The sequence below is a fragment of the Halobacillus karajensis genome (genome assembly GCF_900108515.1).
GTDB classification, from domain to species: Bacteria; Bacillota; Bacilli; order Bacillales; family Halobacillaceae; genus Halobacillus; species Halobacillus karajensis.
Window position 1 is genome coordinate 357,171 of sequence record NZ_FNWW01000003.1, and the last position, 23,926, is coordinate 381,096.

Below are 23,926 nucleotides of genomic sequence, written 5' to 3' on the forward strand. Positions count from 1 at the left end.
AAGGTGAACGGGGGAGGGAGAGAGACGAATGGACTATGTTATTGAAATGTTGAACATAAGAAAAGAATTCCCAGGCATAGTTGCAAATAATAACATTAACTTACAGGTGAAGAAAGGGGAAATCCATGCTCTTTTAGGGGAGAACGGAGCAGGGAAGTCCACATTGATGAATGTCTTGTTTGGGCTTTATCAGCCCGAAAAAGGTGAAATAAAGGTTCGGGGGAAGAAAGTGAATATTACCGACCCTAACGTCGCGAATGAGCAAGGAATAGGGATGGTTCACCAGCACTTCATGCTCGTAGATACGTTTACAGTCACTGAAAATATTGTACTTGGAAGCGAACCTAAAAAAGCGGGAACCGTTAATTTGAAACATGCAGAAGAACAAGTGAGGGAGCTTTCAGAAAGATACGGGCTCAATGTAGATCCTAAAGCTAAAATCCGAGATATTTCTGTCGGAATGCAACAACGCGTGGAAATTTTGAAAACGCTTTATAGAGGTGCGGAGATTTTAATTTTCGATGAACCGACAGCAGTTTTGACACCCCAGGAAATCAAAGAGCTCATAGATATAATGAATAGTCTGGTTAAAGAAGGAAAATCGATTATTTTAATCACTCACAAACTAAAAGAAATAATGGAAGTATGTGATCGCTGTACGGTTATTAGAAAAGGGAGAGGGATTGGTACCCTCGATGTTGCAGATACGAATCCAACAGAACTTGCTTCTTTAATGGTAGGTCGTGAAGTCAGCTTTTCGTCTGAAAAAACAAAAGCAAATCCGGAAGACGTGTTCCTTTCAGTGAAGGACTTGATGGTAAAAGATGTGCGTGGAGTGGAAATGGTCAAGGGACTTAACTTGGAAGTCCGGGCAGGAGAGATTGTTGGGATCGCTGGTGTAGATGGCAACGGACAGTCAGAGTTAATAGAGGCTATTACAGGATTGAGAAAGAGCGAAGCAGGATCGATTCACCTCCATAATAAACCAATAACAAATTTAACCCCACGCAAAGTTACACAATCAGGGGTTTCCCATATCCCTCAAGATCGCCATAAATTTGGGCTTATTTTGGATTTTCCTATTGGTGAAAATATGGTTTTACAAAGTTATCACGGGAAACCTTATTCAAAAAAGGGGATTATGAATTTTAAACAAATTTACAAGAAAGCAAAAGCATTGATATCCGAATATGATGTCCGCACCCCTAGTGCGGAAACACCTGCACGATCTCTGTCTGGTGGGAACCAGCAAAAAGCTATTATCGGCAGGGAAGTGGATAGATCTCCTGACCTAATCATTGCAGCCCAACCCACTCGAGGGTTAGACGTAGGAGCTATCGAATTTATCCATCAAAAATTGATAGAAGAGCGTGATAAAGGACGAGCGGTTCTTCTTTTGTCATTTGAACTCGATGAGATCATGAACTTGAGTGACCGGATTTCAGTCATTTTTGATGGCAAAATCATTGCCGATGTAAAGCCAGAAGAGACAAGTGAACAGGAACTAGGCCTTCTCATGGCTGGGAACTCGACTGAGAAAGCAGGTGAACAATAATGTTTTCTAACCGCATCGTCAATATATTAATTCCAATCATATCCGTATTGCTCGGTCTTCTCTTTGGCGCTATTATAATGCTTATCTTTGGATACAACCCGGTTACCGGCTTTGCAGCATTATGGAATGGTGCGTTTGGGGATTCCTATTTCATTGGTGAAACCGTCAGACAAGTCACTCCATATATTCTCTCAGGTCTTGCTGTAGCTTTCGCTTTAAGGTCTGGATTATTAAACATCGGTGTGGAAGGTCAGGTTTTCATGGGCTGGCTAGCCTCTGTGTGGATAGGGATATCCTTGGACCTTCCGATGGTTTTACATTTGCCATTAGCCATTTTGGCTGCTGCAGTTGCGGGTGCTTTCTGGGGGTTTATTCCAGGTATTCTGAAAGCGAAATTAGGGGTGCATGAAGTCATTGTGACCATCATGATGAACTATATCGCATTATACCTGAGTAATTCTATTGTTCGTAACCTTTTAACCGATGGAGCTGACAGAACGGAGAATGTCGCAGCGACGGCTTCTTTACAATCAAGTTGGCTTTCAGAAATGACCTTTTATTCAAGGATTCACTATGGATTTATTATCGCTTTATTTATGGCTTTTATTATGTGGTTTATTATTAATCGTACAACCACCGGTTTTGAATTAAGAGCTGTTGGTTTTAACCAGAATGCTTCCAAGTATGCTGGAATGAACGTGAGTAAAAATATTATCCTTGCTATGGTGATTTCAGGTAGTTTTGCCGGCCTAGCGGGAGCAATGGAGGGGCTTGGCACATTTGGGTTCATGTCGATCAAATCCGGTTTTACAAATATCGGCTTTGATGGAATTGCTGTTGCCCTGTTAGGAGCAAACACCGCCGTAGGTGTTATTCTTGCTGCATTCCTTTTTGGTGTATTAAAAATCGGTGCCCTGAACATGCCGACAGAAGCGGGTGTTCCTACAGAACTTGTGGAGATTATCATTGCATTAATTATATTCTTTGTTGCTTCAAGTTATATGATTCGCTGGATCATCCTGCGTTTTAAAAAGGAGGGGAAATAAATGGAGATCGTTGAGTTAATCAGCCGAATTCTCGGTGCATCCGTCGTGTTTGCAACCCCTCTTATTTTTACCGCTTTAGGAGGAGTATTCAGTGAGCGTTCGGGTGTTATAAATATCGGATTAGAAGGGTTAATGATTATGGGGGCGTTCGTAGCCATCGTTTCCAACCTGGCTTTCCATCATGTGTTTGGTGCTGCTACCCCCGTGATGTCGCTTATCATTGCCATGGTGGTTTCTGCCTTGTTTGCCCTTTTCCATGCAGTCGCTTCTATTACATTTCGGGCAGATCAGGTAGTTAGTGGTGTCGCTATTAATTTCCTTGCATTAGGAATTGGGTTATTCCTGACTAAACAATGGTATGACAAAGGGCAAACCGATTTCATTGAAAGTCCGATCTATTCCTCCCATGTACCGTTATTAAACAAAATTCCTATTATCGGAGATCTGTTTTTCAGCGGTTGGTACTGGACGTCTTATTTAGCCGTTGTTGCCGCTTTCATCGTATGGTTTGTTATTTATAAAACGCCGTTCGGGCTAAGGCTTCGATCTGTGGGCGAACATCCGATGGCTGCTGATACCAATGGAATCAATGTCTACAAAATGAGATATATTGGGGTTATGCTTTCAGGTGCTTTAGGTGGATTAGGCGGGGCTGTTTATGCACTGACGGTTACTCATAATTTTTCTCATGGTACCATTGTTGGACAAGGGTTTATTTCCCTCGCTGCGGTCATTTTCGGGAAATGGCATCCGCTTGGTGCGCTAGGAGCAGCTATATTTTTTGGTTTTGCTCAAAGCTTAAGCATTGTTTCTTCAGACATTGTACTATTGAAAAATGTTCCGTCCGTCTTTATGCTGATCGCCCCATATGTATTGACAATCCTTGCTTTGGCTGGGTTTATCGGAAAGGCAGAGGCACCAAAGTCATTGGGAGAAGCTTACGTCAAAGGAAACAGGTAAAGGATAGAAAGTCTGGTACATATTTGTGCCGGGCTTAATTTTTTACTTTTTGGTACATATACCTTAGCATAGAACTTAGTTCGAATGGATGAATATGGACATATACGTCTATAATATAAGAGACTGATAAGGAGGATGAATATGAAATTGACTGAAGAAACGTTACTCGAAAAAGAAGGGTACCGTCTACATATTTTACCTAGTAAAAAATATAAAACCATTAATATTGTGGCAAAATTTAAAGCACCGCTTAAGAGAGAAGGCATTACTGAAAGGGCTTTATTGCCACATGTCCTGCAGAAAGCTACGAATAATCACCCGAATGTCCGTTCATTACAGTCGGCATTTGAAAACCTATATGGAACAGCGCTTTCAAGCGATGGTTCTAAAAAAGGGGAAAATCATGTCATCAGTTTTCGAATGGAAGTCGTTAATGAAGCGTATTTGAATGATCAAGAGCCTATTCTGGAGGAAGCCTTCCAATTATTCCATGAAGTTCTTTTCGATCCAAAAATGGAAGGGGAAGGTTTTGATGCTTCCATTGTGGCACGGGAAAAGCAGACGCTGGAACAAAAAATCACCAGTATTAAAGATGATAAAATGAGCTATGCCAACATGAGGCTGATGGATCACATGTGTGAAGAGGAACCATATGCTTTGCACGTACATGGGTATTTGGATGATTTTGCTAATATCACACCAGAAAAACTGTATTCCTATTATAAGGATATGATTAGAAAAGATATGCTAGATGTTTATGTCATTGGAGACATGGATACGAACACGATTGAAAAACTTACAGATAAGTATTTTTCAAGAAAAGAGAGCACGAATGTTGATAATGACCAATTGTCTGTAACTAAAGAAGTAAAACAAGTAAATGAAGTGATGGAAAGAGAAGAGGTTAATCAAGGGAAGCTGCATCTTGGATACCGGACATATACTAAATTCGGGGATGACGATTATTATGCCTTGCAAATTTTTAATGGCATTTTTGGCGGATTTCCGAGTTCTAAATTATTTATGAACGTCCGTGAAAAACATAGTTTAGCCTACTATGCTGCCTCAAGGTTTGAAAGTCATAAAGGGCTGCTCCTTGTTTTTAGTGGAGTGGATCCTAAAGACTTTGATCAGGCAAAATCCATTATCTTAGAACAAATGGACGCAATGAAACAAGGGGATTTCACGGAAAAACAAGTAGAGGAAACGAAGGAACAAGTGATTAATCAGCTTCAAGAAACCATGGACAACGCGAATGGTTTGATCGAAGTTCTTTACCATCAAATGCTTTCAGGAGCTGAGATGCCTGCGAATGAACTAATCGAAAACATTCGGACAGTTACAAAAGAACAGGTCGTCCAAATGGCTAAAAAGATAGAGTTGGATACGATCTACTTTTTGACTAGCAATGAAGGAGGGGAATAAACAATGGAAGAACTGGTTTATACACAATTGAAAGAAACAGTATATCAGGAAACGATGGATAACGGATTGAAAGTTTTTCTTCTTTCCAAGCCGGAAATGGCAAAGACATTTGGGATATTTACTACCAATTACGGTTCAATAGATCAGACCTTCACACCAATAGGGAAAGATGAAAAAGTGACGGTACCCGAAGGCATCGCCCATTTTTTAGAACATAAGCTATTTGAAAAAGAGGACAGGGATGTTTTTCAAGACTTTACACGTTTGGGGGCGTCTGCAAACGCGTTTACTTCTTTTACGAAGACAGCGTACCTCTTTTCAGCCACTAGTCAAATTGAAAAAAACGTTCAAACATTGCTTGATTTTGTTCAGGATCCATATTTCTCAGAGGAATCAGTAGAGAAGGAAAAAGGAATTATCGCACAAGAAATCCGTATGTATGATGATCAGCCGGATTGGCGTTCTTTTTTTGGGACCATCCAGAGCCTTTACCATAATCACCCGGTAAAAGTAGATATTGCGGGTACAGTGGATAGTATTCAAAACATTACGAAGGATGATTTATATACTTGTTATGAGACATTTTACCATCCTTCCAACATGGTATTATTTATTGCAGGCAATTTCGATCCTGAATCGATGATGGCGTTGGTCCGTGAAAATCAATCCAAGAAAGAGTTTCCGGATGCTCCGGAAATCAATCGTTCTTATCCGGATGAACCTACAACAGTAGCGAAAAAGGACCATACGATTACTATGCCAGTCACAACAGCAAAAGCGATGGTGGGCGTTAAGGAGAATGTGAACGATTTAACAGGAGAAGAGCTTGTACGGGGAGAGTTACTCTCTGGCATGATCCTTGACTATTACTTTTCAAGAAGCGGGGTCTTTTATGAGGAATTGTATAAAAACGACCTTATTGATGACAGCTTTCAATTTGAAACAGAACTGGATCGTGAATTCGGTTTCACAATTCTCGGCGGGGATTCCCGGAAACCTGATGAGATGGCTGCCCGTATTAAGGAAATGCTGCATGAATTAAAGGACAAGAGAATATCCGATGAAGACTTTACAAGAATGAAGAGAAAGAAAATCGGTCAATTTATGCGAGCCATGAATTCCTTGGAATTTATCGCCAATCAGTTTACTCACTACCATACTCTCGGAACAGACTTATTTGAAGTTCTCCCAATCATTGAGTCCCTTACAGCAGACGATGCTGAGGAATATCTCCAACACTGGCTGAAGGAAGACGCAATCTCTGTTTTCCAAATTAAACCTCAAACCAATGCCTAAAAAGTGTTTGATCTTAGGAGCAAGTGGGGGGATCGGCCAAGCCATTGTCCGGGCGGCGGTCGATGAGGGATATATCGTAGGGTTACAATATTACAAAAATAAAGAAGCCATTATGGATTTGATTAGGGAAATACCTGAAGAACAAAGGGTTCAAACCTATCAAGCAGATTTGTCAACAATGAAAGGGATTGAAAAGTTTCTAGAACAGATAAGTGATGAATGGGATGCTATCATTTTTGCTGGCGGACATATGCATAGCAGCCTGTTTCAAGACCTGGAATCAAGGATTATGGATGAATTGTATTATGTGCATATTAAATCTGTTTGGATGATTACTCACAAAGTTTTGCCAGCTATGATTCACCGGAAAAAAGGCAATATTATTGTGATTAGTTCTATTTTTGGGATTGAAGGAGCCAGTATGGAAGTCGTGTATAGTTCTGTGAAAGGAGCACAAAATAGTTTCGTTAAAGGATTGGCTAAAGAAGTAGCTCCTAGTGGAATCAGGGTGAATGGTGTGGCTCCTGGATTGATACAGACCAAAATGAATGATCATTTGGAAAAAGAGGACTGGGAAGCCCTTGAGGATGATATACCTCTTGGCCGAGCCGGCACACCTGAAGAAGTAGCGGATACCGTTCTTTTCCTATTAAATGAAAAATCAAGCTATGTGACAGGACAGGTGATCCAGGTTAATGGAGGTTGGCGGTAATTCAATTGCATAAGATTCATGTTTCCTTCTCATACTAATGGTGAAAAAATACAGAGGAGGTTACATCATGTCTGTTCTCGAAAATTTCGATTCTTGGAAAGATTTCCTGGGCGACCGTTTACATCAGGCTAAAGGTCAGGGAATGCAGGAACAAGCTGTTTCAGAGCTTGCTTATGAAATCGGAGGATATTTAGCGAATTCCGTGGATGCTCAAAACGACCAGGAGGCTGTTTTGCGAGATCTTTGGAATGTAGCAGATGAGAAAGAACAACACGCCATTGCTAATATGATGGTGAAGCTGGTGCAAAACGAAGGCAACCAATCTTAACCTCGTCCCAAAATCCGCACAGAACACTGTGCGGATTTTTCTGTTTACAAAAACCAAAATATTGTTGGTAGAACCATTTTTTGTAGGTTTATCTCATTTCTCACCTTTCCTATTTATAAAAAATCCTTTATGATAGATAGAGAGTGAAAAATTCCATAAATCACTCGACTTTGATAAATAACGACAATTTCTCAGAGGAGCTGTGTTATGGAAAAAAAAGAGTGGTACCTAGAGTATGAAATTCAATATAACCGCCCTGGATTGCTCGGGGACATCTCCTCATTGTTAGGTATGATGGCGATCAATATCGTCACCATTAATGGTGTGGAGAATTCACACCGAGGTATGCTGCTTCTATGTAAAGATGAAGAGCAAATGACGCGTTTAAGATCAATACTTAATACAATGGATACCATTAAAGTGACTAAACTGCGCAGACCAAAGCTGAGAGACCGCTTGGCTGTAAGGCATGGACGATATATACATAGTGATGTTGATGATCGTAAAACGTTCCGTTTTAATCGTGAGGATTTAGGGTTACTTGTTGATTTTATGGCTGAACTGTTTATGAAAGATGGCCATAAATTGATTGGCATTCGTGGGATGCCTCGGGTAGGAAAAACGGAATCTGTTGTCGCTGCAAGTGTGTGTGCAAACAAACGATGGTTGTTTGTCTCCAGTACGCTTTTAAAGCAGACGGTAAGGAATCAACTCATTGATGAAGAGTATAATGAAGATAACCTTTATATTATTGATGGGATTGTGTCAGCTAAGAGAGCAAATGAAAAACATTGGCAGCTTGTTCGTGAAATTATGAGACTGCCTGCAACGAAAGTTATTGAACACCCTGATATTTTTGTCCAGGAGACAGAATATGCAATGGAAGACTTTGATTACATCATTGAGCTTCGGAATAATGAAGATGAAGAAATAACTTATGAACCTGTGGAAAAGTCTGAGATGTCTATGAATGAAGGCTTTTCTATGTTCGATTTTTAGAAATTGGATGGTGTTAACATGGAGATTGGAGCTAGACTGAAGGAAGCCAGGGAGTCGAAGGGGCTTTCATTAGAAACATTACAAGAAACAACGAAAATACAAAAACGCTACCTTCAGGCTATAGAAAAGAATGAATTTCAAGTGCTGCCAGGGAAGTTCTATACAAGAGCTTTTATTCGAGAATATGCATCAGCTGTAGGGTTGGATCCTGAGCAGGTGATGGAAGAACATAAAGCGGAGCTTCCAACGTTTGATGAAGAAAACACGGTACAATACAGCCGTGTCCAAAGGACAAAGAAAGAAGCAACTCAAAAGAGCAGCCGTTCATCCCGCATTCTTCCAACGATTTTAACCGTCGGACTAATCATCGGATTAATTTTTGTCATTTGGGTTGTTTGGCAGAATATGAGTGGAACGGATCAAGAAAGTGGTGAGTCAGACAACAACTCTAATGATGAAATAAATGTTCCAGCTGAATCAGAAGAAGAAGCTTCTAATGATCAGGAACAAGCGGACAGCGCAAATGATACAACGGAAGAGGAAACAGATCCAGCGGAGGGTGAGGAAGATTCAACGGAAGATACTACAGAAGAAGTAAAAATGGAGCTTACTCAAGAAGGGTCAGGGTCCTTTCCTGAGCACGAGTACCAAATTACCGGTGCTAGCGACCCTAAGGTAACGATTGAGTTAACTGGCACAGCTTATTTGGAAGTTCAAGCTCCTAAGGGTGGAGAGAGCCTTATAACTTCAAAAGAATACACAGCTGATGATTCGCCAATTTCGCTGGATTTAGGTGAGAGTGATGAGGTTTTTATTAAAACTGGAAATGCACCGGGAACCACGGTAAAGGTTGGAGATCAAGAGGTAAGTTACCCAAATCCAGAATTGTCTACCCAGAAGTTATGGTTGCAATTTAACTAAGGAACTGAATATAATCATCACTAGGCTGCCCCATGGATACATTTATAAGAGTGCATAATCGCTCTTTGTGAACGGGCAGCCTTTCATGTACGAAATGGACGACTAGGAGAGTGAACGTATGAATTTACCAAATAAGATTACTTTATCGAGGATTTTCCTCATTCCCATTTTCATTATTTTAATGAGTGTTCCATTTGAGTGGGGCACATTCGATATGGGGGAACGTGAATTACCTGTGGCCCATCTTGCCGGTGCATTATTATTCATTATCGCTTCAACCACAGATTGGATCGATGGGTATATAGCCAGAAAGTATAATCTTGTAACGAATCTGGGGAAATTTTTGGATCCTTTAGCAGATAAGCTTTTGGTTAGTGCTGCTTTGATTTTGTTAGTTGAAATAGGGCTGGCACCGGCGTGGATTGTTATTTTAATTATCAGCCGTGAATTTGCTGTAACAGGATTACGCTTGGTGGCAGCAGGAGAAGGAAGCGTGCTTGCTGCCAGCCAAATGGGGAAACTTAAAACCTGGATTCAAATTATAGCCATATCCCTTCTCCTTTTACACAATTGGCCTTTTGCTTTCATTGGATTCCCTCTTGGAATGATCGCACTTTATTTAGCTTTATTCATCACGGTTTATTCTGGTTATGACTACTTTAAGAAAAACTGGCATGTAATGAGAGATTCAAAATGAGATCAGAAATTATTGCTGTAGGTACGGAACTTCTTTTAGGGCAAATTTCCAATACAAATGCACAATGGATTTCCAGTCGTCTCGCTGATCTTGGAATTCCTGTCTACCACCACACGGTTGTAGGAGATAACCTGGAAAGGGTGTCTGCTACCTTTAATCAAGCCCAGGAGAGGTCTGATGTGGTCATTGTAACAGGAGGACTTGGGCCGACTGAGGACGACCTTACACGTGAAGGGGGAAAGGTCGTTTTCGGTCAAGAGTTAGTCGAACATAAGGAAACAATGGAGAAGATTCAAAGGTATTTTGATCAGAATCAAAAAAGAATGTCAGAGAACAATCGTAAGCAAGCACTTGTTTTTAAGGATGCCGATGTGTTAGAAAATAGTGAAGGTATGGCTCCAGGGCAGATCTACCACCATAATCGTGTGCTGTGGGTTTTTCTCCCTGGGGTACCTACAGAAATGAAACACTTGGTAAACAACCATGTGATCCCCTATATTCGGAGCAAATTTCAATTGGGTTCACAAATTGTCTCAGAAATGATGCATTTTATCGGTATCGGTGAATCTGATTTAGAGACAAAGCTTCATTCATTCATTACATCACAAACCAACCCGACCATTGCCCCGTTAGCCAGTGAAGGGGAAGTTGGTTTAAGGTTGACTGCTACAGGGGATACAACTGACGAAGCCCGACAAAAAATCAAAGACCTCAAACATCAGCTCCTTGAGTACGTTGGTGATTTTTATTATGGCAGTGACTCTATTACCATTGAGGAAACGGTAAGTGACCTTCTCAAGGAAAAAGAATTAACGATAGGGTCAGCGGAGAGTTTTACTGGAGGGAAGTTTTTAGAGCGAATGGTGTCATTGCCAGGTGCATCTTCGATATGCAAGGGAGGTTGCATGGTCTATACTGCAGAAATGAAAGAAAACATCCTTCATGTGCCGAAGTCCCTTATAAATGAATACGGAACCATTAGTTACGAATGTGCAGAAGTGATGGCATTGAAGTCTAAAGAGCTTTTGAATGTCGATATTGCGGTGAGCTTTACAGGTGTTGCTGGTCCAAGTTCAAGTGAGGGACAGCCTCCTGGGACGGTCTTTATTGGTTTGCAGATAGGAGAGAAGAAAACGGAAGTTTATAAGTATCACTTTCATGGCGGAAGAGATCAAGTTAGGATACGTGCCGTGAAAAAAGCGTATGAAATTCTTTTCCACAGATTAAAAAAATGAAATTCTCGATAAAAAGAGGTGCGGTTTTGCAAGTTATGTTAGATGAACGCCGAAAATCGCGCCTCTTTCCTATTAAAAAAAGGGAACATTTATTCGCTTTTTAGTTGGCAAACAAGTTAAAACAAGTTATGATAGGGATAGAAATTTTGAAAGGCGGTATATAATGAGCGATCGTAAACAAGCATTAGATATGGCATTGCGTCAAATAGAGAAACAATTTGGAAAAGGGTCCATTATGAAATTGGGGGAAAGCGCTGAGCAGAGGGTTAATACTGTACCAAGCGGTTCCCTTGCTCTGGATGTGGCTTTAGGTGTCGGTGGATACCCTCGAGGCAGGATTGTAGAAATATATGGTCCGGAATCTTCCGGTAAAACGACCGTAGCCCTTCACGCAATTGCCGAAGCTCAACGGAAAGGTGGCCAAGCGGCATTTATTGATGCTGAACATGCACTTGACCCAGTGTACGCAAGAGCATTAGGTGTTGACATTGAAGAGCTTCTACTATCTCAACCAGACACAGGTGAGCAGGCTCTTGAAATTGCCGAAGCACTTGTTCGTAGTGGTGCGGTAGACATGGTAGTCATCGACTCTGTAGCAGCGTTGGTACCGAAAGCCGAAATTGAAGGAGAAATGGGAGACTCCCACGTTGGTTTACAAGCCCGTTTAATGTCCCAGGCTCTTCGTAAACTTTCTGGTGCTATTAATAAATCGAAAACTACGGCTATTTTTATTAACCAAATTCGTGAAAAAGTCGGAGTCATGTTTGGTAACCCTGAAACAACTCCTGGTGGGCGTGCATTGAAGTTCTACTCCTCTGTCCGTCTGGAAGTCCGTCGTGCGGAAACCCTGAAACAAGGAAACGAAATGGTTGGAAACAAAACTCGTTTGAAGGTTGTTAAAAATAAGGTTGCTCCTCCATTCAAGCAGGCAGAAGTTGATATTATGTATGGAGAAGGAATCTCACGTGAAGGCGAGCTTCTCGATATTGGTACAGATTTAGATCTTATTCAAAAGAGCGGTTCCTGGTATTCCTACAATGAAGAAAGACTCGGTCAAGGACGGGAAAATGCTAAACAATTCTTGAAAGAAAATGTGGAAGTATATGATGAAGTAAAACGCCTAATTCGTGACCATTATGGGATGGAAGCAGATGAGGAATCTGCTGAAGCCGGTAATAAAGAAGGTCAGGAAACACTTGACGTTTAAAGGTAATAGCTTTTGAGAACAAAAGAAAGAGTTCTTTCCCCTATAAACTTAAGTCATGAGTCATAGGATATTTTTCATAACTATAAGATAAGACTTCTAGAGCTGCTGGCTGGGCCGTATGTTTCTAATCAAGAATCGACCATGATTGAAAAAATAAAACGAGTGTAAAACTACTAAAGTTTTACACTCGTTTTTTCTTCAAGTACTTGTTTAGTGAAAGATGAACAATAGACTGACATTTTTAAATATTTGAATATGTTAGCAGATACATAGGGCGTTTCCTTGACATTCCTTATAGTCAAGCATAAAATGAATGTGTATCATTTTCATCTTTATACCCTTATTTTAAACAAAATGAAACTGAAAATGAAACGTTTGTATTACCGACAAACGGACCAAGTTCATAGCAAGAGGAGGTGAAATAATGGATTTAATATCCTCGCTCATCTTCATTTTGCTTGCCCTTATCATCGGTTCTGTTGTTGGTTATCTTATTCGGAAATCGATTGCGGAGGCGAAAATTTCTAGTGCTGAGGACCTTGCGAAACAGATTGTTGATGAAGGTCATCGCAATGCTGAATCAGCCAAAAAGGAAGCCCTTCTGGAAGCAAAGGAAGAGAATCAGAAATTTCGACAGGAAGCGGAGAATGAAATTCGCGAACGCCGCATGGAACTGCAGAAAACTGAAAATCGTTTAACTCAGAAAGAAGAGAATCTTGATCGTAAGAGTGGAACGCTTGACCAACGTGATCTTTCACTCGAAAAGAAAGAAGGGACTCTTGCCGAGAGACAACAACAAATTGAAGAAATGGAAAGCAAAGTGAAAGCTATGCTTCAAGAACAGCAAACAGAGCTTGAACGCATTTCAAGCTTAACATCAGACCAGGCGAAGCAGATGATTTTAGAACGAGTCGAACAAGATGTATCGCATGAGTCAGCCCTTATGATTAAAGAGGCAGAAAACCGCGCGAAAGAAGAGGCGGATAAGAAAGCGAAGAGTATACTTTCATTGGCCTTGCAACGTTGCGCAGCTGATCACGTGGCCGAAACGACGGTTTCTGTTGTCAATTTGCCTAATGACGAAATGAAAGGCCGGATCATCGGACGTGAAGGTCGTAACATCCGTACATTAGAAACGTTAACAGGAATCGACTTAATCATTGATGATACGCCGGAAGCTGTTATTCTCTCAGGCTTTGATCCAATTCGTCGTGAGACAGCAAGAATGGCCCTAGAGAAGTTGGTTCAGGACGGTCGAATCCATCCAGCACGAATTGAAGAAATGGTGGACAAGTCTAGGCGTGAAGTTGATGACTATATTCGTGAAGTAGGTGAACAAACTACGTTTGAAGTAGGCGTACATGGATTGCACCCTGATCTTATTAAGATTCTTGGACGTCTTAAGTACCGCACGAGTTATGGGCAGAATGTATTAAAACACTCCACTGAAGTTGCTTACCTTTCCGGTCTATTAGCAGCCGAACTCGGAGAAGATGAAATACTTGCCCGCCGTGCTGGTCTTCTTCACGATATCGGTAAAGCGATTGACCACGAAGTGGAAGGCAGCCACGTGGAAATTGGTAAAGAATTAGCCATGAAGTACAATGAAAACGAAACTGTTATTAACGCTGTGGCTTCTCACCATGGAGACGAAGAGCCGACTTCGATTATATCTGTGCTTGTCGCTGCTGCTGATGCTTTATCTGCAGCGCGTCCAGGAGCTAGAAGTGAAACATTGGAAAATTACATCAAACGTCTTGAGAAACTAGAGGAAATTTCTGAATCATATGAAGGCGTAGAGAAATCATTCGCGATCCAAGCTGGACGTGAAGTTCGCATCATGGTTCGTCCTGATGAAATTGATGATCTTGAAGCAACAAGATTAGCACGAGATATTCGAAACCGTATCGAGGGAGAACTCGATTATCCAGGTCATATTAAAGTTACCGTTATTCGTGAAACACGTTCCGTGGAGTATGCGAAATAAAAAATAATGAAGCGGCCTCAGCAGGCCGCTTCATTTCTGTTTTGACGGGTACAATAAAGAATAATTTTAGTTAGAAGGAAGGTTTTGTGTGTGAGAATTTTATTCATTGGGGATGTTGTTGGGTCACCAGGGCGTGAAATGGTGGACGAATACTTACCTAAATTAAAACAGAAATATCAACCTGCTGTTACTATCGTAAATGGTGAAAATGCGGCGTCTGGAAAAGGCATTACTGAGAAAATTTATCGCCGCTTTCTTGAAAAAGGTGCACAAGCCGTTACGCTTGGTAATCATGCGTGGGATAAGAGGGAAATATTCGAATTTATAGATGATGCGGAGTACCTCGTACGGCCAGCCAACTTCCCAGAAGGAACCCCTGGAAAAGGAATCACATTTGTTAAAACCCCAAAAGGGGAAGTGGCGGTTATCAATCTACAAGGACGTACGTTTTTATCTCCTAACGATGATCCGTTCAGAAAAGTGGATGAATTGATAGAAACTGCAAAAAAAAGAACGTCGATTATTTTTTTGGATTTTCATGCGGAAGCTACGAGTGAAAAACAGGCAATGGGCTGGTATGTGGATGGACGAGTGAGCGTAAATGTTGGAACCCATACTCATATTCAGACGGCAGACGAACGGATTCTGCCTGGTGGAACAGGTTATATCTCTGACGTAGGAATGACCGGACCTTATGACGGAATTCTCGGTATGGAGAGGGAAGCGGTACTGAAGCGTTTTCTCACGAACTTGCCTGTACGTTTTGAAGTCCCAAAAAAGGGAAGAGCTCAACTAAGTGCCTTTTTGGTAGATGTGGATGAAAAGACAGGGAAATCTAAGAAAGTACAGCGCCTTTTAATTAATGAAGATCACCCTTTCTTCAATTGATTATTTGAATTTTGCGAAAAATTCATTCATAATGAAAAGGTAATATCCTACATCTCCAAGAATATAGTAGTTATGGAACAACTATAGTGATTGAAGGAGGAGCTAGTAATGGAAGTCTTAAAAGTATCAGCCAAATCCGTACCTAATTCAGTAGCAGGAGCCTTGGCCAATGTAGTACGAGAGCGTGGGACGGCCGAAATTCAAGCGATCGGTGCCGGGGCATTAAACCAGGCTGTGAAAGCCGTTGCTATCGCACGGGGGTTTGTCGCACCCAGTGGAATGGACTTGATCTGTATTCCGGCATTTACAGATATTATGATCGATGAGGAGGAACGAACAGCCATCAAGCTGATTGTAGAGCCTCGATGACATATAGGTCCACCTGCTTTTTAGTTAAACACCCTTTTTCTATGTCATGCTAGCTATTATCTGAACTTATGAATGAAAACTGAAACTATCGAACAAGTCGGGTCGTACTCTAATAAAATGGAGTACGACCTTTTTATATTTACTGCAAATCCGCTCCCTATCTAACAGGAATATCAAGTGTTCAATTGTTCGTATACAGTGGACAGGGGAGTTTGCGTAATTTCATATCCATGTTAATATTATTAATATAATTGGTTTGATTACAATATATAGAGGTAGGGAGTGTTCACTGTGAATGGAACAATGAAAGCTATCGTTAAGCATCACCGAGGTGCTGGGGCGCAATTGAAAGAGGTAGCGATCCCGGAAATTCGTGATGATGAAGTATTGATCCGTGTGAAAGCCACATCCATTTGTGGTACCGATGTCCATATATATAATTGGGATGAATGGTCAGAGAGTCGTGTGAATCCACCATACGTTTTTGGTCATGAATTTTCAGGAGAAATTGTCGAAGTCGGTGAGAAAGTCTATAATTTTCAAAAAGGGGATTTTGTAAGCGCTGAAACCCATCTCGTATGCGGCCACTGTCCACAGTGTTTGACGGGCAAATTCCATATTTGTGAAAACACTAAAATTATTGGCGTAGACACCCAAGGTTGCTTTGCGGAGTATGTGGCTCTTCCCGCAGATAACCTTTGGAAAAACCCTGAGGATATGCCGACGGATATTGCATCTATTCAAGAGCCCATGGGAAATGCCGTACATACTGTACTGAATGGTGACGTTGCAGGTAAATCTGTAGCTGTTATTGGATGCGGGCCGATTGGACTTATGGCTGTTGGAGTAGCTAAAGCCGCAGGCGCCTCGAAAGTTTTGGCCTTTGATTTAAATCCTTATCGCTTGGAACTTGCTGAAAAAATGGGGGCGACTTCTACCATTCATTCAGGAGAAATAGACCCTGTAAGAGAAGCAATGAAGGTAACAGATGGCCATGGTGTCGATGTGGTTTGTGAAATGAGTGGACACCCTGTAGCCATGGACCAAGGCTTTAAAATGATTACGAACGGGGGCCGCGTATCCATCTTAAGTCTACCTACAAAAAGAGTCAGTCTTGATGTCACCAATGATATTGTATTTAAAGGTGTGGAAGTCCAAGGGATAACAGGACGCAAAATGTATGAGACTTGGCAGCAGGTTTCACGACTCCTTCAATCCGGACAGGTCGATGTGGCTCCATTGATTACGCATCATCTGAGTCTTGAGGAATTCGAAAAAGGTTTTGAGTTGATGAATCAGGGCCAATGTGGAAAAGTTGTTTTACACCCATAAAATAAGGAGGATGTATGATGAAAGGATTCGAATATTTACAAAAAGAATTGGATGAGATGCAGGAACAGGGGACATTTCGTCATTTGATTCCACTGGAATCGGCACAGGGTTCTAAAGTAACCATCAAAGGAAAAGAAGTGATCCAGCTTTCCTCTAATAACTACCTTGGTCTTACTTCTCATCCGAAAATGAAAGACGCAGCTGACAAGGCTAACGCCGATTACGGTGTAGGTACAGGTTCGGTTCGGACCATTGCGGGTACACTAAAAATGCACGAGGATTTTGAAGAAAAATTAGCCAAGTTTAAGCACACAGAAGCTGCGTTGGTCTTTCAATCCGGGTTTACGACAAATCAAGGGGTTTTATCGTCTATTCTGGGAAAAGAAGATGTAGTCATCTCTGATGAATTAAATCACGCTTCAATTATTGACGGCATACGTTTGACTAAAGCAGATCGTAAAATTTATAAGCACGTCGATATGGAATCGTTGGAATCCGCGTTAAAAGAGAGTGAAAATTACCGCACAAAATTAATTGTCACCGATGGGGTCTTCTCCATGGACGGGAATATTGCTCCATTACCAGAGATCGTAGAACTCGCAGAAAGATATAACGCGTTGGTGATGGTTGATGATGCGCATGCGAGTGGTGTGCTCGGAGATAACGGACGTGGAACGGTCAATCATTTTAACCTTGATGGCCGCGTACATATCCAAGTAGGAACATTAAGTAAGGCGATAGGAGTCCTGGGTGGTTATGTGGCAAGTACTAAAACACTTCGTGACTATTTAATTCACAAAGGACGTCCGTTCTTATTTAGTACCTCTCATCCACCAGCTGTAACAGCAGCCAATGATGCAGCTATTGACGTGTTACTTGAAGAACCAGAATTAATTGAAAAGCTTTGGGATAACACGAAGTTCTTTAAGGATGGGTTGAATGCTCTTGGATTTGACACTGGAATTAGTGAAACACCTGTGACCCCTGTTATGGTGGGGGATGATGCTCTGACTCACAAGTTCTCTGATGAACTTTTTGAAGCAGGAGTTTTTGCTCAAGGGATTGTATTCCCGACAGTTCCGCGAGGGAAAGGTAGAATTCGTACCATCGTTACAGCTGAACATTCGAAAGAAGAGCTGCAAGAGGCGCTGAATGCATTCGAAAAAGTTGGCAAAAAGCTAGGGATTCTCTAACTATTTAAAAGGCTACCATCCATTTTCTTAAAGACCCAACTTGTAGAGAAACTATTTCTCTACAAGTTTTTTATTATTAAATGTCTTTCATAGATAGAATGACTAGGTAATAGAGCGGGTCATCTGATATGATAAAATAGCTGGTCGTAATGCAGCGCAAAATGACCCATAAACAGTGTGAAAACATGTGGATAATAGCAGAATCCATGTTTAGGCTTAATTTATCATGTAAAACTTGATATAATGATACAGTTAGAAGGTTCGGCTTGAAAGGAGATCATTATGAACGAACAGCAGCGAAAAGAAATGTCTCAAATCCGTCAGCCATCTTCGGCAGACGATAAAGCGGGGACAGAGAACTTAAACCGATTAAAGCAAAAAACGAGTGAAGATTTTGTTAAATACTTTGAAACCACATATCAGCCCCCTAACATGCGAGATGCGCAACGTAGGAAGCGGAAAGAAACAGATGTGCATTATGATTTTGATATTCCTGAGGATATGAATCAAGCAGGAAAAGGAAAAAAATATTTGATCCGTACATACGGGTGCCAGATGAATGAACATGATACAGAAGTGATGGCAGGAATTTTTGAAGAAATGGGATATGAAGCTACAAAGGATACGAAAGAAGCAGACATCATTCTCTTAAACACCTGTGCGATCAGGGAAAATGCGGAGAACAAGGTGTTTGGAGAAATTGGACATTTGAAACCATTGAAGATGGAAAACCCGAATTTGATCATCGGGATTTGTGGATGTATGTCTCAAGAAGAATCTGTCGTCAACCGTATCCTAAAAAAACATCCATTCATTGACCTTATTTTCGGAACACACAATATTCATCGAATCCCGCAACTTGTAAAAGAAGCGATGTTCGGGAAGGAAATGGTGATCGACGTATGGTCTAAAGAGGGCGATATCATTGAAAACCTCCCACGCTCTCGAAAAGGTAAAATCAAAGCATGGGTTAACATTATGTATGGGTGTGACAAATTCTGTACGTACTGTATCGTTCCATATACCAGGGGGAAAGAGCGAAGCCGCCTGCCTAAGGATATTATTCAAGAAGTCCGGCATCTGGCAGCGCAAGGTTATAAAGAAATCACCCTCCTTGGTCAGAATGTAAACGCTTATGGAAAAGACTTGGATATCGAATATGGACTTGGTGATTTAATGGATGAACTGAGAAGCATCGATATACCGCGGGTCCGTTTTACTACCTCTCACCCTAGAGATTTTGACGACCGTTTGATTGAAGTACTTGCTAAAGGCGGCAACATGCTTGACCATATTCACTTGCCTGTTCAATCTGGGAATTCTGACATACTGAAAATCATGGGACGCAAGTATTCCAGGGAAGAATACTTGGAACTAGTGCGTAAGATTCGTAAAGCTATGCCGGAAGCTACGCTCACAACAGATATAATTGTAGGTTTCCCAAATGAGACAGAAGAACAATTCCAGGACACATTATCTTTAGTGGAAGAAGTTGGTTTTGAGGCTGCTTATACATTCATTTATTCACCAAGAGACAATACCCCAGCGGCTAAAATGAAAGATAATGTTTCTATGGAAGAGAAAAAGGATCGTTTACAGCGATTAAATAAAATAGTGAATCAGCAATCAGCGGATGCTATGAAACAATACGAAAACGAAATCGTGGATGTTCTCGTTGAAGGGGAAAGCAAGAATAATCCGGATGTGCTAGCAGGGTATACGAAACGAAACAAATTAGTTAATTTCCGTGCGCCTAGATCAGTTATTGGACAAATCGTTCCTGTTAGAGTAACAAAAGCAAAAACATGGTCGCTTGATGGAGAATTAGTAGAAATGAATGCAGAGGTGAAGTAAATGGCACAATACACGAGGCAAGAAGTGGTAGCTGAAGCAAAGAAATTGGCTAAAATGATGGCAGAAATTGAAGAGATTGATCGGTTCAAGCAATTGGAAGAAAAGTTGAATGAAAACCAGAAAGTTCAATCGCATATTAAAAAAATTAAAGCTTTACAAAAACAGGCAGTCAATTTCCAAGCTTATGGTAAAACAGAAGCTCTACAAAAGATTGAAAAAGAGATTGACCGGCTTCAAGATGAACTAGATGAGATTCCAGTCGTAGCGGAATTCAAAGAATCTCAGACTGTGATCAATGATATACTTCAAATGGTTTCGAATACCATATCCCGTGAAGTTACTAACGAAGTCATCCGTTCTACAGGTGGGGATGTTTTGCAGGGAGAAACAGGTTCTCATAAACAGAGTCATGGTTGCGGGCGTTGATGCATACACTTCCGTCAGAGGGTTTTCCCCTCTGGCGGATTTTTTTCGTACAATTTTATAGGCTAGTGCATAGAATGAATTAAACACGTCCTTAGGCCTTTATCCCGCTAGTCACCATTCGCCCAACCCTGCATAGGATGGGTGGTAGAATAAGGAGGAGTGAAACCCTATGTCTTTTTTTGAACGAGATTACAGAGAGATCATTACGAAAGCTGTAATCGGAAAAGGTAAAAAGTTTACAGAATCCACACACACCATCAGCCCTTCGCACCGTCCGACAAGTATCCTAGGTTGTTGGGTCATCAATCACATCTACAATGCCAAGAAGAAAGGAGATCACGTCGAAATAACAGGAAGCTACGATATCAACGTCTGGTACTCGTATAATGATAATACCAAGACAGAAGTCGTTACAGAGCGGGTCAGCTATTGTGATCAAGTGAAATTGGCGGTTAAAGATGACAATTGTGTACATGATGACTTTGAGGTAATTGCCAAAGTGGTTCAACAACCAAACTGCTTAGAGGCGAACATTTCTGGAAACGGACAGAAGATTGTGGTGGAAGTAGAGAGAGAGTTCATCGTCGATGTTATCGGGGAAACGAAGTTATGTGTAAAAGTCGATCCTCATGGTTGTGACAACGATGATGATTACGATTATGATTTATCATCCGACGATTTTTCTGCGATTGAAACGGACTTCCTTCCATCATCAGACAAAGAGCATCATAAAAAAGACTAATACTTAATCCTTGCTGTTTCAGCGAGGGTTTCTTTTTTTTGCACATTTTCTTTTTTGTATACCTATATGTCTTTCAGCCAAATGGAAAGTTTAATTTTTAAGAGGATTTGCCTCCTATGATATAATGAGGGAAGAATCTTATGTACGTTTTGGAGGTTTAACCTTATGGCACACTATACACCTATGATGCAGCAATATTTAAAAATAAAAGCAGACCAAAAAGATGCCTTTTTATTTTTTCGTTTGGGCGATTTTTATGAATTGTTTTTTGAAGATGCGTTAAAAGCTTCGCAAGAATTGGAAATCACCTTAACCAGCAGAGATGGAGGGACGAGTGGGAGAATCCCGATGTGTGGAGTTCCTTACCATTCGGCTGAAAATTACATAAAACAGTTGATTGAAAAAGGCTACAAAGTGGCCATCTGTGAGCAAGTCGAAGATCCGAAAACGACCAAGGGTGTCGTTAAAAGAGAAGTTGTTCAATTAATTACACCAGGAACGGTCATGGAAGGAAGTATGCTGGATGAGAAAGAAAACAATTATTTAGCTTCCTTAAGTTCTTTTAATGACGGTTCTTTTGTCGTTAGCTATAATGATTTAACCACAGGAGAAAACAGTGTGGCTTTGATTCCAGGCGGATTTGATGCGGCGATGAGCGAGTTGTACAGCCGTCCCGTTAAGGAAGTCGTCGTGTCCAGCGAATTTAATGCTGAGCATGAACAAATGTTGAAGGATCGCTTGGATTACACCGTTTCCCATCAGGATGAGACAGAAATATCCAGGGAATTTCATTCTCTTGTAAAAGACGTACATCAAGACAAATTACGAACCGGGTTTGGACGTCTTCTCAATTACATTCAGCATACCCAAAAACGTTCCCTTGACCATTTGCAGCCAGTTAAAGTGATCGAATTGAAGCAGTATATGACTCTGGATTTGTATTCCAAAAGGAACCTGGAACTATTAGAAACCCTTAGAAAGAAAGGGAAGTCAGGGAGCCTCCTTTCGGTTATTGATAAAACCATTACATCCATGGGTGCCCGTATGCTCAAAAAATGGATGGAACGTCCGCTGTTATCAGCCGATCACATTGCGACTAGGCATGATCAGGTGGAAGGTTTCCTAGAACAATTTTTTGAAAGAGAAACGTTGAGAGAAGAATTGACGAATGTCTATGACTTGGAACGTTTAGCAGGACGAGTGGCATTTGGAAATGTGAATGCGAGAGATATGATTCAATTAAAGAATTCATTAAGTCGTATCCCAGAAATATTATCCACACTCTCTAAATTTGAACACCCTTCGATTGAAAAGCTTTATGAGCGGATGGATCCACTTCAAGATCTAAAACATCTCCTGGAGGAAAGCATTGCGGATGACCCCCCTGTCTCTGTCAAAGAAGGAGGGTTAATACGGGATGGTTTTAACGATCAATTAGACCATTATCGCGATGCTTCTAAGAACGGCAAAAAATGGATTGCTGAACTTGAACAAAAGGAACGGTCTGAAACAGGGATCAAATCTTTGAAGGTTGGGTATAACCGTGTGTTTGGGTATTATATCGAAGTGACTAAAGCTAACTTAAGACATCTCCCTGAAGGTCGGTATGAGCGAAAACAAACGTTGACGAATGCAGAACGATTTATCACACCAGAATTAAAAGAAAAAGAAACGATGATTTTAGAAGCACAAGAGAAGAGCGTCGAACTAGAATATGATCTGTTTTTACAAGTGAGAGAGAAAGTAAAAACTTATGTCAAGCGTCTTCAAGAGCTTGCTGAACAGATTAGTCAGATTGATGTGCTTCAGGGATTTGCACAAGTAGCGGAAGCTTATCAATATGTCCGTCCGGAATATCGCGAGCAACGAGTAGTTGACATTAAGCAAGGCCGTCACCCTGTAGTTGAAAAAGTGATGCAGGAGGGGACGTTTGTTCCCAATGATATTTATATGAATGAGGAAACGGATGTGCTTCTCATTACGGGCCCCAATATGTCCGGGAAGAGTACGTACATGCGTCAACTTGCCTTGACTGCGATCCTTGGACAGATGGGCTCGTTTGTACCTTGCCAATCAGCAAGTTTACCTGTTTTCGATCAAATCTTTACAAGAATCGGTGCTGCGGATGACCTCGTTTCAGGGCATAGTACGTTTATGGTTGAAATGCTGGAAGCGAATCATGCGTTAACTCATGCGACAGAGAATAGCCTTATTCTTCTTGATGAAATTGGCAGAGGGACGAGCACCTATGATGGAATGGCTCTGGCTCAGGCCATTGTGGAGTATATTCATAATGAGGTAAAAGCCAAAACACTATTCTCTACCCATTACCATGAGCTGACTTCATTGGATGAACAGTTAAATCGATTAAAAAATGTTCACGTGCGTGCGGAAGAATATGAAGGAAACGTCGTTTTTCTTCACCAAATTAAAGATGGACCGGCGGATGAAAGTTATGGAATTCATGTTGCAAAGTTAGCCCATCTTCCAGAGGAACTCATTCATCGAGCTACTGCTCTTTTGGACCAGCTGGAAAATGTCCATGTCAATGGAGAAGTTTCCGCAAGCAATGAGCAAGAGGAACAACTTACGCTTTTTGTGGAGGAACCTAAACCGGAAAAACAGAAAAAATCAAACGATTCAAATATAGAAAAATATTTAGGGTCATTGAATCTTATGGAGATGACTCCTATGGATGCAATGAATGAATTGTACCAAATGCAAAAACGGATAAAATCCTAAAGGAGGAACAGA

21 protein-coding genes are annotated in these 23,926 nt (G+C 41.1%); all 21 read left to right on the forward strand.

Translation table 11 applies throughout. From position 1 onward, the window contains the following. The first annotated feature begins 28 nt into the window (after positions 1 to 28). The 21 genes from BLW54_RS09015 (at position 29) to mutS (ending at position 23,914) form a co-directional block, all read left to right on the forward strand. Positions 29 to 1,555 carry an ABC transporter ATP-binding protein gene (locus BLW54_RS09015; protein ID WP_074734084.1) on the forward strand — a complete coding sequence of 509 codons (1,527 nt, stop codon included), beginning with the start codon at positions 29 to 31 and terminating at the stop codon, positions 1,553 to 1,555. Next, positions 1,555 to 2,601, forward strand: a complete 1,047-nt coding sequence (locus BLW54_RS09020; RefSeq protein ID WP_074734086.1) for an ABC transporter permease — start codon at positions 1,555 to 1,557, stop codon at positions 2,599 to 2,601. Before BLW54_RS09015 ends, BLW54_RS09020 begins: the two co-directional genes overlap by 1 nt. Continuing rightward, positions 2,602 to 3,561, forward strand: a complete 960-nt coding sequence (locus BLW54_RS09025) for an ABC transporter permease (protein WP_167358795.1) — start codon at positions 2,602 to 2,604, stop codon at positions 3,559 to 3,561. It begins immediately after the preceding gene. A gap of 141 nt (positions 3,562 to 3,702) precedes the next feature. Further along, complete coding sequence (gene yfmF, locus BLW54_RS09030) at positions 3,703 to 4,986, forward strand: EF-P 5-aminopentanol modification-associated protein YfmF (RefSeq protein WP_035505236.1); 1,284 nt, start codon at positions 3,703 to 3,705, stop codon at positions 4,984 to 4,986. A 3-nt stretch (positions 4,987 to 4,989) separates the two neighbouring features. After that, a complete protein-coding gene (yfmH, locus tag BLW54_RS09035) occupies positions 4,990 to 6,282 on the forward strand; it encodes an EF-P 5-aminopentanol modification-associated protein YfmH (RefSeq protein ID WP_035505235.1) in 1,293 nt (430 codons plus the stop codon). A 7-nt stretch (positions 6,283 to 6,289) separates the two neighbouring features. Continuing rightward, positions 6,290 to 6,994, forward strand: coding sequence for an elongation factor P 5-aminopentanone reductase (gene ymfI / locus BLW54_RS09040; RefSeq protein ID WP_316245379.1), 705 nt, complete (start codon positions 6,290 to 6,292; stop codon positions 6,992 to 6,994). Between the two features lie 67 nt (positions 6,995 to 7,061). Continuing rightward, positions 7,062 to 7,322, forward strand: a complete 261-nt coding sequence (locus tag BLW54_RS09045; RefSeq protein ID WP_035505233.1) for a DUF3243 domain-containing protein — start codon at positions 7,062 to 7,064, stop codon at positions 7,320 to 7,322. A 207-nt stretch (positions 7,323 to 7,529) separates the two neighbouring features. Further along, positions 7,530 to 8,321 (forward strand): DUF3388 domain-containing protein, encoded by a 792-nt coding sequence (locus tag BLW54_RS09050; RefSeq protein WP_035505231.1) that lies wholly within the window; start codon positions 7,530 to 7,532, stop codon positions 8,319 to 8,321. 18 nt (positions 8,322 to 8,339) lie between these two features. Further along, on the forward strand, positions 8,340 to 9,242 hold the full coding sequence (locus BLW54_RS09055; RefSeq protein WP_074734088.1) for a helix-turn-helix domain-containing protein: 903 nt from the start codon (positions 8,340 to 8,342) through the stop codon (positions 9,240 to 9,242). Positions 9,243 to 9,360: 118 nt separating this feature from the next. Next, on the forward strand, positions 9,361 to 9,939 hold the full coding sequence (pgsA, locus tag BLW54_RS09060; RefSeq protein ID WP_035505227.1) for a CDP-diacylglycerol--glycerol-3-phosphate 3-phosphatidyltransferase: 579 nt from the start codon (positions 9,361 to 9,363) through the stop codon (positions 9,937 to 9,939). Further along, positions 9,936 to 11,174 (forward strand): competence/damage-inducible protein A, encoded by a 1,239-nt coding sequence (locus BLW54_RS09065; RefSeq protein WP_074734090.1) that lies wholly within the window; start codon positions 9,936 to 9,938, stop codon positions 11,172 to 11,174. The genes pgsA and BLW54_RS09065 overlap by 4 nt, the downstream gene beginning before the upstream one ends. Before the next feature lie 163 nt (positions 11,175 to 11,337). Continuing rightward, positions 11,338 to 12,381: a recombinase RecA gene (recA, locus tag BLW54_RS09070; protein WP_035505221.1), complete on the forward strand. Its 1,044-nt coding sequence runs from the start codon at positions 11,338 to 11,340 to the stop codon at positions 12,379 to 12,381. A gap of 424 nt (positions 12,382 to 12,805) precedes the next feature. Next, a complete protein-coding gene (gene rny, locus BLW54_RS09075) occupies positions 12,806 to 14,368 on the forward strand; it encodes a ribonuclease Y (RefSeq protein ID WP_035505220.1) in 1,563 nt (520 codons plus the stop codon). Between the two features lie 90 nt (positions 14,369 to 14,458). Further along, positions 14,459 to 15,256 carry a 2',3'-cyclic-nucleotide 2'-phosphodiesterase gene (gene ymdB, locus BLW54_RS09080; RefSeq protein WP_035505217.1) on the forward strand — a complete coding sequence of 266 codons (798 nt, stop codon included), beginning with the start codon at positions 14,459 to 14,461 and terminating at the stop codon, positions 15,254 to 15,256. 108 nt (positions 15,257 to 15,364) lie between these two features. Beyond that, positions 15,365 to 15,625 carry a stage V sporulation protein S gene (locus tag BLW54_RS09085; RefSeq protein ID WP_008640081.1) on the forward strand — a complete coding sequence of 87 codons (261 nt, stop codon included), beginning with the start codon at positions 15,365 to 15,367 and terminating at the stop codon, positions 15,623 to 15,625. Positions 15,626 to 15,916: 291 nt separating this feature from the next. Next, positions 15,917 to 16,957: an L-threonine 3-dehydrogenase gene (gene tdh / locus BLW54_RS09090; RefSeq protein ID WP_208598917.1), complete on the forward strand. Its 1,041-nt coding sequence runs from the start codon at positions 15,917 to 15,919 to the stop codon at positions 16,955 to 16,957. 17 nt (positions 16,958 to 16,974) lie between these two features. Beyond that, positions 16,975 to 18,150 (forward strand): glycine C-acetyltransferase, encoded by a 1,176-nt coding sequence (locus BLW54_RS09095; RefSeq protein WP_035505214.1) that lies wholly within the window; start codon positions 16,975 to 16,977, stop codon positions 18,148 to 18,150. 282 nt (positions 18,151 to 18,432) lie between these two features. Next, positions 18,433 to 20,004 (forward strand): tRNA (N6-isopentenyl adenosine(37)-C2)-methylthiotransferase MiaB, encoded by a 1,572-nt coding sequence (miaB, locus tag BLW54_RS09100; protein WP_035505212.1) that lies wholly within the window; start codon positions 18,433 to 18,435, stop codon positions 20,002 to 20,004. After that, on the forward strand, positions 20,005 to 20,430 hold the full coding sequence (locus tag BLW54_RS09105; protein ID WP_035505210.1) for a YlbF/YmcA family competence regulator: 426 nt from the start codon (positions 20,005 to 20,007) through the stop codon (positions 20,428 to 20,430). A 169-nt stretch (positions 20,431 to 20,599) separates the two neighbouring features. After that, positions 20,600 to 21,172 carry an outer spore coat protein CotE gene (locus tag BLW54_RS09110; protein WP_035505209.1) on the forward strand — a complete coding sequence of 191 codons (573 nt, stop codon included), beginning with the start codon at positions 20,600 to 20,602 and terminating at the stop codon, positions 21,170 to 21,172. Positions 21,173 to 21,337: 165 nt separating this feature from the next. Beyond that, a complete protein-coding gene (gene mutS, locus BLW54_RS09115; protein ID WP_074734092.1) occupies positions 21,338 to 23,914 on the forward strand; it encodes a DNA mismatch repair protein MutS in 2,577 nt (858 codons plus the stop codon). The last annotated feature ends 12 nt before the right edge of the window (positions 23,915 to 23,926 follow it).

Bases quoted from the DNA above. Each gene is read 5' to 3' on its own strand.
- BLW54_RS09015 (WP_074734084.1), top strand. From the start codon at position 29: ATGGACTATGTTATTGAAATGTTGAACATAAGAAAAGAATTCCCAGGC.
- BLW54_RS09020 (WP_074734086.1), top strand. From the start codon at position 1,555: ATGTTTTCTAACCGCATCGTCAATATATTAATTCCAATCATATCCGTA.
- BLW54_RS09025 (WP_167358795.1), top strand. From the start codon at position 2,602: ATGGAGATCGTTGAGTTAATCAGCCGAATTCTCGGTGCATCCGTCGTG.
- yfmF (WP_035505236.1), top strand. From the start codon at position 3,703: ATGAAATTGACTGAAGAAACGTTACTCGAAAAAGAAGGGTACCGTCTA.
- yfmH (WP_035505235.1), top strand. From the start codon at position 4,990: ATGGAAGAACTGGTTTATACACAATTGAAAGAAACAGTATATCAGGAA.
- BLW54_RS09045 (WP_035505233.1), top strand. From the start codon at position 7,062: ATGTCTGTTCTCGAAAATTTCGATTCTTGGAAAGATTTCCTGGGCGAC.
- BLW54_RS09050 (WP_035505231.1), top strand. From the start codon at position 7,530: ATGGAAAAAAAAGAGTGGTACCTAGAGTATGAAATTCAATATAACCGC.
- BLW54_RS09055 (WP_074734088.1), top strand. From the start codon at position 8,340: ATGGAGATTGGAGCTAGACTGAAGGAAGCCAGGGAGTCGAAGGGGCTT.
- pgsA (WP_035505227.1), top strand. From the start codon at position 9,361: ATGAATTTACCAAATAAGATTACTTTATCGAGGATTTTCCTCATTCCC.
- BLW54_RS09065 (WP_074734090.1), top strand. From the start codon at position 9,936: ATGAGATCAGAAATTATTGCTGTAGGTACGGAACTTCTTTTAGGGCAA.
- recA (WP_035505221.1), top strand. From the start codon at position 11,338: ATGAGCGATCGTAAACAAGCATTAGATATGGCATTGCGTCAAATAGAG.
- rny (WP_035505220.1), top strand. From the start codon at position 12,806: ATGGATTTAATATCCTCGCTCATCTTCATTTTGCTTGCCCTTATCATC.
- BLW54_RS09085 (WP_008640081.1), top strand. From the start codon at position 15,365: ATGGAAGTCTTAAAAGTATCAGCCAAATCCGTACCTAATTCAGTAGCA.
- BLW54_RS09095 (WP_035505214.1), top strand. From the start codon at position 16,975: ATGAAAGGATTCGAATATTTACAAAAAGAATTGGATGAGATGCAGGAA.
- miaB (WP_035505212.1), top strand. From the start codon at position 18,433: ATGAACGAACAGCAGCGAAAAGAAATGTCTCAAATCCGTCAGCCATCT.
- BLW54_RS09105 (WP_035505210.1), top strand. From the start codon at position 20,005: ATGGCACAATACACGAGGCAAGAAGTGGTAGCTGAAGCAAAGAAATTG.
- BLW54_RS09110 (WP_035505209.1), top strand. From the start codon at position 20,600: ATGTCTTTTTTTGAACGAGATTACAGAGAGATCATTACGAAAGCTGTA.
- mutS (WP_074734092.1), top strand. From the start codon at position 21,338: ATGGCACACTATACACCTATGATGCAGCAATATTTAAAAATAAAAGCA.